This is a genomic window from Clostridium pasteurianum BC1, assembly GCF_000389635.1.
GTDB classification, from domain to species: domain Bacteria; phylum Bacillota; class Clostridia; order Clostridiales; family Clostridiaceae; genus Clostridium_I; species Clostridium_I pasteurianum_A.
Window position 1 is genome coordinate 640,736 of sequence record NC_021182.1, and the last position, 12,708, is coordinate 653,443.

The 12,708-nt window shown below is 31.4% G+C and carries 12 protein-coding genes; 7 read left to right on the plus strand and 5 right to left on the minus strand.

All coding sequences use genetic code 11. The features are described 5' to 3' along the window. Positions 1 to 2 precede the first annotated feature (2 nt). From CLOPA_RS03030 to CLOPA_RS03040, 3 genes are all read right to left on the minus strand, one after another. Entirely contained in the window at positions 3 to 755 is a 753-nt protein-coding gene (locus CLOPA_RS03030) for an ABC transporter permease (protein WP_015614006.1), read from the minus strand. Continuing rightward, positions 742 to 1,467, minus strand: a complete 726-nt coding sequence (locus CLOPA_RS03035) for an ABC transporter ATP-binding protein (protein WP_015614007.1) — start codon at positions 1,465 to 1,467, stop codon at positions 742 to 744. Before CLOPA_RS03035 ends, CLOPA_RS03030 begins: the two co-directional genes overlap by 14 nt. A gap of 125 nt (positions 1,468 to 1,592) precedes the next feature. After that, positions 1,593 to 2,864, minus strand: coding sequence for a hypothetical protein (locus CLOPA_RS03040; RefSeq protein WP_015614008.1), 1,272 nt, complete (start codon positions 2,862 to 2,864; stop codon positions 1,593 to 1,595). 540 nt (positions 2,865 to 3,404) lie between these two features. Here CLOPA_RS03040 and CLOPA_RS03045 point away from each other — a divergent pair. Further along, on the plus strand, positions 3,405 to 4,604 hold the full coding sequence (locus tag CLOPA_RS03045) for an MFS transporter (protein WP_015614009.1): 1,200 nt from the start codon (positions 3,405 to 3,407) through the stop codon (positions 4,602 to 4,604). A 4-nt stretch (positions 4,605 to 4,608) separates the two neighbouring features. Here CLOPA_RS03045 and CLOPA_RS03050 read toward each other — a convergent pair whose 3' ends face one another. Together CLOPA_RS03050 and CLOPA_RS03055 are read right to left on the minus strand one after the other, a co-directional pair. Beyond that, positions 4,609 to 5,427: a PPK2 family polyphosphate kinase gene (locus tag CLOPA_RS03050; protein WP_015614010.1), complete on the minus strand. Its 819-nt coding sequence runs from the start codon at positions 5,425 to 5,427 to the stop codon at positions 4,609 to 4,611. Between the two features lie 72 nt (positions 5,428 to 5,499). Continuing rightward, positions 5,500 to 7,410, minus strand: a complete 1,911-nt coding sequence (locus tag CLOPA_RS03055) for a pyruvate kinase (protein WP_015614011.1) — start codon at positions 7,408 to 7,410, stop codon at positions 5,500 to 5,502. Positions 7,411 to 8,056: 646 nt separating this feature from the next. Here CLOPA_RS03055 and CLOPA_RS03060 point away from each other — a divergent pair. From CLOPA_RS03060 to CLOPA_RS03085, 6 genes are all read left to right on the plus strand, one after another. Next, a complete protein-coding gene (locus tag CLOPA_RS03060) occupies positions 8,057 to 8,479 on the plus strand; it encodes a CBS domain-containing protein (RefSeq protein WP_015614012.1) in 423 nt (140 codons plus the stop codon). Between the two features lie 177 nt (positions 8,480 to 8,656). Further along, positions 8,657 to 8,959: an urease subunit gamma gene (gene ureA / locus CLOPA_RS03065; RefSeq protein WP_015614013.1), complete on the plus strand. Its 303-nt coding sequence runs from the start codon at positions 8,657 to 8,659 to the stop codon at positions 8,957 to 8,959. Positions 8,960 to 9,054: 95 nt separating this feature from the next. Then, on the plus strand, positions 9,055 to 9,912 hold the full coding sequence (locus CLOPA_RS03070; protein WP_015614014.1) for a YitT family protein: 858 nt from the start codon (positions 9,055 to 9,057) through the stop codon (positions 9,910 to 9,912). Positions 9,913 to 10,027: 115 nt separating this feature from the next. Then, positions 10,028 to 10,837 carry an ABC transporter substrate-binding protein gene (locus tag CLOPA_RS03075; protein WP_015614015.1) on the plus strand — a complete coding sequence of 270 codons (810 nt, stop codon included), beginning with the start codon at positions 10,028 to 10,030 and terminating at the stop codon, positions 10,835 to 10,837. A gap of 259 nt (positions 10,838 to 11,096) precedes the next feature. Continuing rightward, on the plus strand, positions 11,097 to 11,744 hold the full coding sequence (locus CLOPA_RS03080; protein WP_015614016.1) for an amino acid ABC transporter permease: 648 nt from the start codon (positions 11,097 to 11,099) through the stop codon (positions 11,742 to 11,744). 12 nt (positions 11,745 to 11,756) lie between these two features. Next, complete coding sequence (locus CLOPA_RS03085) at positions 11,757 to 12,488, plus strand: amino acid ABC transporter ATP-binding protein (protein ID WP_015614017.1); 732 nt, start codon at positions 11,757 to 11,759, stop codon at positions 12,486 to 12,488. Positions 12,489 to 12,708: the final 220 nt, after the last annotated feature.

Genomic DNA, 12,708 nt, shown 5'->3' on the forward strand with positions numbered 1-12,708 from the left:
TTTTAAAAATCCTTTTTATCAAATAAAAAATATCCTGCTGTAAATAATATTATACCATAACTTAAAAGCATCATAAATTCACGAAAGATTTTAAAAACTGGCAGAGTATCCATAATCCATAAATTGTACCAGCCAAATGTTGAAGTAAAAAGTATGCCAGAATAATTTGAGAAGAAAATTCCAAGGGCTTTAAGGGTTATGAATACAAGTATTGACAGAAAAAATACACCAACTTCACTTTTAACTATATTTGTAAATAGTACAATCATAAGACATAAAATTATCATTGGAAACAGAGTTACTATATAAGAAAGTATTACTTCAAAAATACCTACAAAATTAAAAGAGTTTGAATTAAATATAAGTCCGGATACTATAGAAAATATCATTGTGAGCATTAAAATTGAAAATATAAATATACATATTGAAACTATTTTTGCTGAGAATAATTTCAGTCTCGAAACAGGTCTTGTAAGGACAATTTTCATAGTATTTTTAGAAAATTCACCTGAAAAGCTGTCTATAGTAATAAGGGCAACAAATAAGGGAAGCAGGGTATTTACTATTATTGAGAGAATGAGAAAGGGAAACTCATTGCTGGAAACCCCCTGAACTCCAAAATTATTTCTCACCAAGGATATAAAAATCTGACCAACTACTATAAAAAATAAAGCAAGTATAATTCCAACTAGAACCTTTTTCTTTTTATATAATTTTTCTACTTCGTTTATTAATGCTATTTTAAATTCTACCATTTCTCTCTACCTCACTGACAAAATAATTTTCAAGGGAAGCGTAATTATTTAATATATTTTTAGTACTGTCTACATTTATAAGCTTTCCATTATATAGAACTCCAATGGTTGTACAGGTTAACTCTATGTCGTGGATAAGATGACTTGAAATGAAAAAGGTGGTTTTCTCTTTTTCTGCTAGGTTTTTAATGATATTCCTCATACTTATCATTCCCTGTACATCCATACCATTTAGGGGCTCATCTAAAATTATAACTTTTGGCTTTGATAAAAGCACAGCTGCAATTCCAAGCCTTTGTTTCATTCCCAAGGAAAATTTAGTTGGCTTTTCATTCCTGAATTTTGAAAGTCCTACCATATCCAAAACTTCATCAATTCTATTGTTATCTACATTTTCATAGAATCTTGAAAATTGCTTTAGGTTTTCAAAAGCTGTGAGATAGTGAAATACTTCTGCAGTTTCAATAATACAGCCCACATTGTACATCGCCTTTTCAAATTCTTCCTGAACACTATGCCCTAGTATTTTAACATCACCTCTATCTGGTTTTACAAGTCCTGTCATTATTTTCATGGCAGTGGTTTTACCAGCGCCGTTGGGGCCAAGAAAACCGAAAATGTCTCCTTCATATATGTCAAGATTTATATCCTGTATACCTCTGCCGTTTTTATAGGTTTTGCATAGGCTATTTATTTCAATGACTTTTTCCAATATGTACACCTCCGAAATTGTATTGAAAACTGCTGTGCAGATAGAGTACAGCAGTTTTCTTATGATTAGTGATTTATATATAGTTTTTGCAGTTTTACATATAAGATAAATTAATATAAATTTTGCTAGTTAAAAATCTTGTCATACATGCCAGACCCATTATAATTACTATCTGGAATAGCAAAATTTATAGTTGGATTACTTGGATTTAAATTTAAATATCCCTTAACAGCTTTTTTAGAAGCATCAGTTACAGCTAAGTCTGCACTAAATGGAGAATGATTTTTATCTTTGTAAAAATTACCAGTGAAATTAAATATTTTATTACGATTGTCATATCCAGCTATATACTTTTCTTCATAAGTTCCACTTACAGTTTCGGTGTTTATTTTTTCAATATTTACAGTACCTTCACCAATTTTTATGAATTTACCATCTTTTTCTGTTGTTATATTAGTAGTATACTTTCCAATATATTTTTCTGGATTTGATAATTTATCATAGTTAGAAGTAGCTTCATTTTCGATTGTCTTTTTACCAGAGAGATCCGGCTTCTTTACTGCAGTAGAATTTACATTAGATATTTTATATAGTGTTTCAAAGGTCAAGTTGTGAATTTCATTATTCTTGTCCTTACCAGAAAGTACACCGGAAGCAAGGGCATTTGTAATTAATCCGTTCTTATCTGTAGTTATAGTGCCTTTTGCGTCTTTTATAAATATATCTTTTGATAGCTTGGGCATTTTAGCAAATCTAGAATTATTTTCACTTCCATACGTATTTTTAAATTGGAAAGATATCAAGGCATTTACAATAGATGGAATTTGCGTATTGTTTAAAGTACCGGAAAGTTCCTTAGTCCCATCTTGCTTTGTGTTAACAACTACAGCATCTCTTAGATTCCCTACAACAGCATCTGCTATTTTTTCTAAATCACCAGCATTTCCTTCATCAAAGGGATTTCTTAACCAGCTGGTATTTTTATTACCATCTGTAAAATTTGTTACATAATAGGTATCAGGATTAGTAGAAGTATTATTATCTTTTCCCTGCAGATTCTGTAGTATTTGCATGTTTTTATCAGTGTAATAATACCCTTTTATTTTATTTTTTCCGTCATAAGTTTCAGTTACATTTTCCATTGCTCTATTTGTTATGCCATATTTGTTTGAAGTATTTTGAGAATAAACTACGGTACTGCCATCCTTTATAACAGTGGACATATCTAAAGAGTAGCTTGAGAGTCCGGTAGTAATCTGCTTCCCCGTATATTTTAGTGAATCTTTCAGCTGATCATAGCCACTTTTAGTGGTTACTTCTGCCATGGCAGTAGTGGCAAACATCAGTGTGCCTAAGGCAAAGCTTATGGCCATAACAGTTTTCTTTCTGAATTTCATTTTCTTCATCTCCTTATATTTTAGTGGTGAGTATTAAACTATAATATTTTTGTTACTAGATATAAAAGTTCTTTTAATGAATTAAATCATTAGCTTTTTTAAGGAATTTCCAGGCTTCAGAGAGGGGGAACTCTTACAGAAGCCTGAAAGATTGCTTGTACAACACTTTGCTGATTATTAGTCAAAGATTCACTTACAGTGTCTTTAAGAGCAGCATAAGTTGTATTAACTATTTCTAATTCTTCATGGAAATAAACCTTCCATGGAATTGAGAAATGCAGATGCTTGGAAGTACTTCCTGATTATATTCTAAAGTATGTACCTCTATTTTATCTAAACTAATTATAAACAAAATCTAAATTTTTGAAAGGACATAACTTAAAAGTAAATAGTGGTTGTTGCTAAGATAAATGTATCTAAATCTATGGATAAAAACTAGCTAATTTGACATTGCTAATTTTCAAGTATAGTATGGAATTAGTTTATAATAGAAAATTTCTATTAATTATTTTATAACATGGAACTTGGAGTGATACATTTATGAGTTATATTCAGAAGGGTACAGCTGAATTTAAGAATGCCAATATTGCATTATTTGCAGGGGGTTTTGATACCTTTGCTATTTTATACTGTACACAACCAATAATGCCGGATCTTTCTAAAGAATTTAATATTTCTCCTACGGTGGCAAGTCTGTCACTTTCAGTTACAACTATTACCCTGGCCTTTAGTTTGCTGCTATTTGGATCTTTGTCAGAAGTGTGGGGACGAAAAATAGTTATGTCTTTTTCACTTGTTTCCGCATCCTTACTAGTATTATTAACTGCTTTTGTTCCTGGCTTTCACTATCTCTTACTATTTAGAGTATTGCAGGGATTTGTTTTGGCGGGTTTGCCAGCTATTGCAATGGCATATATAGGAGAGGAAATTGAACCAAAGAGTCTTGGTATGGCTATGGGATTATATATTAGTGGAAATTCTATAGGGGGTATGAGTGGACGTATCATCATAGGTGCTATTACTGATTTATTTAGCTGGAGAGCGGCACTTGGAAGTATAGGTGCCATAGGTTTAGCTGCTAGTATTTTATTTTGGTTTAAGCTTCCAGAGTCAAAGCATTTTACTCCACGTAAAATGGAGGTAAATAAATTATTAAAGTCCATGGTAAATCACCTTAAAAATCCTAGATTGCTATGTTTGTATGCCATAGGTTTTTTAATTATGGGCAGTTTTGTTTCACTGTATAATTTTATAGGCTATCAATTGATAGCTCCTCCATATTTACTTAGTCCTACATTAGTTAGTTTTGTATTTGTAATTTATATTATAGGAACCTTTAGTTCCACCTGGATGGGGCGTTTAGCAGATAGATATGGGCAATCTAAGGTACTTTGGGCAGTAATTTTGGTAATGGTTATTGGGGCAATTATAACTTTAAGGATAAATTTAATTATAAAAATTATAGGAATTGCGCTCTTTACCTTTGGCTTTTTTGGAAGCCACTCTATTGCCAGCAGTTGGATTGGAAGGTTGGCTACCCATGATAAATCTCAAGCATCTGCACTGTATTTATTTTTTTATTACGTAGGTTCAAGTATTGGTGGAACCTCTGGAGGTACTTTTTGGTCCTCTTATGGATGGGCTGGAGTAATTGGAATGATTTCCTGTTTTTTAATAGCAGCTATTTTATTTTCTCTTCGTGTTTCTTCAATTACTAAGGCTATTAAAGCTGGACAGTGATACTTTAGTCACTGTCCTTAACCTGCTTTATTAGATCCTGAATATTTCCATCTATTTCAGGATAATTCAAGTTTAATTTTTCAAGGTTATTTACTATAGTTTTAAGTACAAAATAATCTCTGAACCATCTATTATTTGAAGGCACAATATGCCATGGGGCTTCTTCTGTGCTGCAATTATAGAGTACATCTTCATAGTATTGCTGATATTTATCCCAGAATTTTCTTTCAGTAAGATCAGCAGCAGAAAATTTCCAGTGTTTTTCAGGAATTTCCAGTCTACTTTCAAGTTTCTTCTTTTGAAAATCCTTCGATATATGAAGAAAGAATTTTATTACTACTGTATGATTATCTACAAGATATTTTTCAAATTTATTTATTTGTGTAAATCTATTGAGAGCTGTCTCATCATCTATAATTTTATGAACTCTTGTAACTAGTACATCTTCATAATAGGATCTATTGAATACAGTTATATCACCTTTTTGGGGAGCTGCTTTGTGTACCCTCCAAAGATAGTCATGACCTAATTCTTCTGGAGTTGGTTCTTTGAAGCTTTCTACATTGAATCCATTTGGATTTACTCCCATCAGTGCTTTTTTAACGGTTCCATCTTTTCCACTGCAATCCATTCCCTGTAGGACTATAAGTAGTGCAAATTTTTTTGAAGCGTAAAGCACATCTTGAAGTTCTTCAAATTTTGTCTGTAATTTTAAATGCTCTTCTTTAATACTGTCCTTTGATAGTTGATCAGTATACTCTGGATCAAAGTCATTTAAATTTATTTTCTCTTTTGACTTAATAGTAAATTTTTCTATCATCATGTGGAACTCCTTAAATTTTATTAGTTTAAATTATTCTTAGCTAAAGAAAAAATTTCTTCAGCTAAGAAATTTTTAAATTTCTGGGGTAACAGAATTTTGTTCTCTAAATCTAGAGGCAAGACTTAATTTACGCATCATAGAACGTTTCTTATTTTTATGGCTTTCCATTCTTTTTAGAATATCGTCAAGTACTGATACAGCATCCACTATGTGATTTCCTTTGTTAAGCATTACGCACTCAGCACCTTCCCCCATAGCTGCATCTGTTACTTCTGCTCTAGATGGAATTCCTTCTTTAGCCATATTCTCAAGAACCTGAGTAGCCCAGATTACAGGAACATGTGCAGCTTCGCAGATCCAGAGTATTTCTTCTTGTACCTCCGCCAGCCTCTCAAAACCACATTCTACAGCCAGATCACCTCTTGCAATCATAATTCCACAATTTTGCAATTTTATAAGCTCTAAAAGCATAGAAGGTAAGTTTTCAAATCCACGTTGAGTTTCTATTTTAAGTACAATGCTAAGTTTTTCATTAGAAATAATGTTTAGATGTTCACGAAGAAGTTTTACATCCTGTACGCTATTGGCAAAGGAAAGTGCTACAATGTCTGCATGATCAGCAATGAATTTTAAATCTTCCACATCTTTATCAGTCATGGCTGATAGATGCAGATTGCTGTCAGGTAAATTAATGCCTTTTTCCCCCTTTAGATTGCTGCCACCTGAGCGAGTTTGAGTTATTCTAACATAAATTTTGTCAGTTTCAACTTTATCTATAATACCTCCAATTTTTCCATCATCAAACCATATACTTTCTCCTTCTTTTATATCTTTGAAAATTTCAGGAAAGGGAAAGCCAATTGCCGCTGGAATGATAACATTTCCATTATTATTTAAAATTGCAGAGCTGCCATAATCCAAATTTTGCTCCAGAACAAGTATATCATCAGCTTCTAGATGTATGGAATTTTCCTTGCCAGGTAAATTCTTCACTGATGTTTTAAATTCCACAGAATTTTTGTCTTTACATATAGCTGTTAATACAGTATTTGAAGTTATATGCATGGCTTTTTTAGCTTTAGCCAAACAGCCCTCTTCAAATGCATCAGTAATTTTCATGCTGCGAAGGTTATTGCGAGAATCCTTAAGAAATATTTCATCCCCTTTTGAAAGCTGAGAGAGCCAGCTCTCTTCTACAGTCAGGGAGAAATCTGCTTTTACAGAAGGAGGCTTTGTGGTACCATTTTTAGTCAACCAAATTCGAGCAGGTCTTACAATTTCGCCAGAATTATTTTTTTTAGGACGTATTTTTAATATCATTGGTTTTGACTCAAGAGATCCAGTCCTGAGCTTTGGGCCAGCTAAATCCATAATAATACGGCAGGAAAGATTTGTAGCTTTTTCTGCTTTGTGAAGGTTTTCAATTATTTGAGACCAAACCTCTGCATTGTCATGAGCACAATTAATTCTCATACAATTCATACCACTTTTTAAAAGATTATAGACAAGTAAATAATCATCGGCTGCCTCACTGGGCATTGTTACCATTATTCGCACTTCCCTTTCGGAAGGTGGTGGACCCAGTAAAGCATCTGTGTGCTCTTTTAAGAGTTTTTTGCCATCTTTTTTCAAAGTAATAAAAGAATCCAGTGTAGAAGGAGTACAGGAAGTATTACTTAATTGATATAGTAAATGAAGTACTGCATCTATGGATTGTAATACATTTAATTCTGTTCTTCCTAAAGATGATAATCCAATTTTCGATAGTTGAACTTGCAGGAATCGTATGTCGTGACTTCGTAGGGCTAAGTAATAGAGTAAATTTTGGACACTAGCGAGATCGTTTTCATGGTAATCATGCAAATATTCCTTGGTGTCAATTGTCATATTCAACAAATCTTTTCTAATTGCATTTAATTGGTTTATTAAATTTTCAATCTCAATTGATTGATTTAAGAATTTGGTTGAATCAAGTTCTTTCATAAAGTTAGTCACCTCTTTTTTATTTTAAAATTGTTTGGCATATCATTTCATTATTCTCTAGTTAAACCAGTAAAATTGAAGCTTTATAATTAAAATTCTATAGTAATTCAGTTGCACTTTCCTTTAGTTTATTAGAATATTCTTAAAAATACAAGTGATATTTCTAAAGTTAACAATAGTACTTTTAAAGCTAATAATGAGGCGATAATATTTATATATTTAATAGATTGAAAATGACATAATAAATAAATGTTTTTTATTTATTACAAATATGTTACGCATTTATGTGATAAGAAACAATATTTTTGATAATTAATATGTTAATAATATCCATGTTAAAATTGCCTAATGTTTAAAAAATAGGTGACTTTATTGATAATTTAATATAGAATTTAATTATCAATAAAAATTTTAATTGATTTTTGTGGAATAAAATGGTATTATTGTATTGTAGAGAGGAATGATCTTTTACATAAAGTTAAAGAAGCTTTTATTGAATTTCATAGAAAATTAGAGTTATAATGAGTACAGAAAAACAAATAGAAATATATAATTGTTTGTAATGATAGTTTCTTTTACTAATGAAGTAAATGTAATAGATAATGGTGAAATCGTTTAAATAATGCAAAAAGAGAGGTTGGGTAATATGAATATAGCATTTTTTTTAACTCCAAAAACTGAGGTGATATGTGAGAAGATAACATCTACCATGAGGCAGGTTTTGGAGAGAATGGAATATCACAGATATAGTGCAATTCCTATAATAGATGAAAAAGGGGTGTATATAGGAACTTTAACAGAGGGTGATTTACTTTGGAAAATGAAAAGTACACCAAATTTAAAATTTAAAGATACCAGTAAGGTTCAGCTAGAAGATATACCAAGGCATACTATTAATAAACCAGTGCATATAAATTCTGACATAGAGGATTTAATTGCTACTTCTGTAAATCAAAACTTTGTACCGGTGGTAGATGACAATAATATATTTATAGGAATAATTAAAAGAAGCGATATAATAACCTATTGTTATGAAAGGCTTTTTCACAATATGAAAAAAGAAGCTTAGTTTTAATATTCTATTAGGATAAACTACTGATAATCTGATTTTATCAGTGGTTTTTTTATTTTATATAGCTATCAATGAAATTTCCACATAAATATTTATTAAATACATATAGAATTTTGGCAATTTATGGTAATATGAGTTAGTATCAAAGGGTCTAAAAGACGAGGGGGAATTAACATGCAGTTAATGCACAAGGAAATGGAGAAACTTATGCTGCACTATGCAGGAAGCTTGGCTAAAAAGAGAATGAGGAGGGGATTAAAATTAAATTATCAGGAAGCAGTAGCCCTTATAACTTCAGAACTTATGGAAGCTTCAAGGGACGGCAGAACTGTTCAGCAGATTATGAATTATGGTATGAGAATATTATCTAGGGATGATGTTATGGATAATGTGGCAGATTCCATGCCAGAGCTAAAGATAGAATTAGATTTTCAGGATGAAACAAAGATTGTGACAATTCACAATCCAATAAGATGATTAAGGCATATGAAAATAATTAATTTGAATAACATCAGTTTTTTCTATATAATATTAAGTAAGAAAATTCAAAAAATTATATAAGGGGAAATGGGATGAAGAAAACACAAAAAAATATCTATAATAATATTAGTAGAATACTTTTTATAATGTTAGGGGCAACATTATCTTCCATTGCATTAGAGACATTTTTAATACCCAACAATATAATAGATGGTGGTGTAGTGGGTATATCAATTATGGCAAGTTATCTGACAAAAGTACCTTTAGGAATTTTTACATTTTTATTAAATGTACCTTTTTTCATATTAGGATATAAGCAAATTGGTAAGACTTTTACCTTTGCTACTCTGTTTGCAGTATTTTGTCTATCTATAGGTGTATCTTTCTTTACTCCAATTAAGGGAGTAACCCATGATATATTTCTTGCAGCTATTTTTGGTGGAATTATTCAAGGTCTTGGGGTAGGATTGATTATAAGAAACGGTGGATCACTGGACGGAACAGAAATAGTTGCAATAATACTTGATAAAAGAGTAAGCTTTTCAATTGGCGAAATTGTTATGTTTTTTAATTTATTTATACTAGGGGTTGCAGGCTTTATTTTTGGATGGGACAGGGCTATGTATTCACTTATAGCATATTTTATAGCATTTAAGGTTATTGATATTGTAGTAGAAGGTCTAGATGAATCCAAAGCAGTAACTATTGTTTCATCAGAATATGAAGAAATATCAGAGGCCATAATGGCTAGACTTGGAAGAGGTTTAACGCTTTTGGATGGAAAAGGTGCCTATAAGGGCATTCCAACCAGTGTTTTGTATGTAGTTGTGTCACGTCTTGAGTTAGCAAAGCTTAAATCTATAGTTTACGATTTTGATAATGATGCTCTGGTAACTATAAGTAATGTAGAGGTTGCGGGAAAGAAATATAAAAAGAAGGCTATCCATTAATAATGGATAGTTTTTTAATTATATGCTAATAAAATGCTTGTATTTTTAAGAGTATTTATATATAATACAATAGAAATATTAAGTTGTTAAAATCACATAAAAGGGGCGTCTTTAAATGAAAAAAATTACAGCTTTATTAATTGGGCTAATAATAAGTGCTACAGTGTTTGCTGGTTGTGGCAAAAGTAATACATCTTCGAATAGCGGTGGCAGCACTTTAAGTAATATAAAAAGTGCAGGAACAATTGTTATAGGAGTAGATGATACTTATCCTCCAATGGAGTTTAGGGATAAGAATGGTAAATTAGTTGGTTTTGATGTAGATGTTGCAGATGCAGTTGCTAAAAAGCTGGGTGTTAAAACTAAATATGTTCCAACAGCTTGGGATGGTATATTTTTAGCTCTTAATTCAAAGAAATTTGATATTATACAGTCAAGCGTTAGTATAACGGATGATAGAAAGAAAAATATGATTTTCTCAGATCCATATATATATGGAGGAAGTTCTATATTTGTAAAGGCAGATAATACAACAATTAAAACTGGTGATGATTTAAAGGGTAAAATTGTAGGTTGTCAGGTTGGAACTACTTCTCAAGATGTTTTAAGTAAAATGTCGGGACTTAAAGAGGTTAAAAAGTACAATGCAATGACGGATGCTTTCATGGATCTTGCAAATGGAAGAGTGGAGGCAGTTGTTTCAGATCCAGAGGTTGGAGATTACTACATTTCCAGTCAAAAGGATAAAATTAAAAGGTTGAGTTCGGCATTAAACGAAGAGCCAATAGGTGTTGCTTTCAGAAAGAATGATACTGAATTAAGAGACGCATATCAAAAGGCATTAAATGAGCTTAAGCAGGATGGAACACTATCAAAAATATCTGAAAAATGGTTTGGCAACGACATATATAAAGACAAAAAATAATTGAAATTTTGTGAAATTAAAGGATAAATCTAATTTGGTGAAAAAAATTCACTAAGTTAGATTTATTTACTGTTATTGACTGAATAATTTTAGTATAATTAATTTTGTTTGTCAGTATATTGTGTCATAGTTTATATTGTTTACTGGTTATTTAATGATATTACTTAGTTTGAGGGAGATTGATTATAATTGGGGAATGGCTTACCGTAGAATTCCTTGATGAACTTTATTTTGACTATAGATAAAAGGAGATTTCATAATGGATTTAGATACTTTAAAAAATATAATGCCAGATTTATTGAATGGCACGCTTATTACAGTAGAGTTGACTTTCATGTCTCTTGTCATAGGAAGCTGCATAGGTGTAATTATTGCAATGGTAAAGCTTTCATCCAACAAAGCTGTTGCAGCTGCGGGGAATTTTTATACTTGGATATTTAGGGGAACGCCTCTTTTGCTGCAATTATTTCTATTTTATTATGGATTCCCAGCAATAGGTATAAGTCTTACATCCATGCAGGCAGCAGTAATTGGACTTAGTTTAAATTCAGGGGCATATATGGGTGAAATTATAAGAAGTGGAATAATGGCTATAGATAAAGGTCAATTTGAAGCTTCAAAAGCTCTTGGCTTTAATTATTTTCAGACAATGAAAAGAATAATACTTCCTCAGGCTTTCAGAATAGTTATTCCACCTGTGGGTAATGAATTTATAGCTTTAATTAAAGATACATCTTTGGTTTCAGTTATAGCTATGGAGGAACTTTTGAGAAAGGCACAGCTTTTGGTATCCTCCTCAGGTAATGTAGTAGGGCCATATCTTATAGCAGCTATTTTATATCTTGCAATGACTACTTTATTTACTTCAGTCTTTTCAGCTATTGAAAAGAAACTATCTATATACTAAGAGGTGTTACATATGAATATGATTGAAATAAAAGGACTTTCTAAAAGTTTTGGTAAGCTTAAAGTATTTGAAAATCTGAACATGGACGTAAAAAAAGGAGAAGTATTAGTAATAATAGGAGCTTCTGGTTCTGGGAAAAGTACATTTTTAAGGTGTCTCAATCATTTAGAAGTACCTGAGAGTGGTACAGTTTCTGTTGAGGGTGAAATTTTGGATGTAAAAGATAAAAAGAAGATGAGAAAAGTAATTGAAAAGATGGGTATGGTTTTTCAAAGCTTCAATTTATTTCCTCATATGACAGTATTTGAAAATGTTATAGAGGCTCCAATCACTGTTAAAAGGGAAAGCAGAGATGTAGTTACAGAAAGAGCAAAAAAACTTATTGAAAAAGTAGGACTAAGCGACAAGCTTTCTGTTTATCCATCAAAGCTTTCCGGTGGGCAAAAACAAAGAGTTGCCATTGCTAGAGCACTTTGCATGCAACCTGACATAATGCTTTTTGATGAACCAACTTCTGCTCTAGATCCTGAACTGGTAGGAGAAGTTTTAAATGTTATGAAGGATCTTGCAAAAGAGGGTATTACTATGATAGTTGTAACTCATGAAATGGGATTTGCAAGAGAAGTAGCAGATCGGGTTGTATTTATGGATGGAGGAAAAATTTTAGAAGAGGGAACTCCAGAGGAGATTTTTAAAAATCCTAAAGAGCAGAGAACGAAAGCTTTCCTTGAAAAGATTTTGTAAATTTAGAGATAATATCAATATGAGTGCGCATTAGATAATAAATATTCATTAAATTTGAAAATAGCCTCATTTGTTTATTAAAAATATATTTTAATGACTGTTTTTAATAGTAGAATAGTTAAAGAGCTGTCTCACAATGGATCGATATGCATTGCGAGATAGCTCCTTTATTAATATTTATAAGTTATCTAAGCTATATTATCTTGATAATTATAGTATT

What these genes read in the sequence shown, in the direction of transcription:
- CLOPA_RS03030 (WP_015614006.1), bottom strand. Translation starts at nt 755, where the DNA reads ATGGTAGAATTTAAAATAGCATTAATAAACGAAGTAGAAAAATTATAT.
- CLOPA_RS03040 (WP_015614008.1), bottom strand. Translation starts at nt 2,864, where the DNA reads ATGAAATTCAGAAAGAAAACTGTTATGGCCATAAGCTTTGCCTTAGGC.
- CLOPA_RS03045 (WP_015614009.1), top strand. Translation starts at nt 3,405, where the DNA reads ATGAGTTATATTCAGAAGGGTACAGCTGAATTTAAGAATGCCAATATT.
- CLOPA_RS03050 (WP_015614010.1), bottom strand. Translation starts at nt 5,427, where the DNA reads ATGATGATAGAAAAATTTACTATTAAGTCAAAAGAGAAAATAAATTTA.
- CLOPA_RS03055 (WP_015614011.1), bottom strand. Translation starts at nt 7,410, where the DNA reads ATGAAAGAACTTGATTCAACCAAATTCTTAAATCAATCAATTGAGATT.
- CLOPA_RS03060 (WP_015614012.1), top strand. Translation starts at nt 8,057, where the DNA reads ATGAATATAGCATTTTTTTTAACTCCAAAAACTGAGGTGATATGTGAG.
- ureA (WP_015614013.1), top strand. Translation starts at nt 8,657, where the DNA reads ATGCAGTTAATGCACAAGGAAATGGAGAAACTTATGCTGCACTATGCA.
- CLOPA_RS03070 (WP_015614014.1), top strand. Translation starts at nt 9,055, where the DNA reads ATGAAGAAAACACAAAAAAATATCTATAATAATATTAGTAGAATACTT.
- CLOPA_RS03075 (WP_015614015.1), top strand. Translation starts at nt 10,028, where the DNA reads ATGAAAAAAATTACAGCTTTATTAATTGGGCTAATAATAAGTGCTACA.
- CLOPA_RS03080 (WP_015614016.1), top strand. Translation starts at nt 11,097, where the DNA reads ATGGATTTAGATACTTTAAAAAATATAATGCCAGATTTATTGAATGGC.
- CLOPA_RS03085 (WP_015614017.1), top strand. Translation starts at nt 11,757, where the DNA reads ATGAATATGATTGAAATAAAAGGACTTTCTAAAAGTTTTGGTAAGCTT.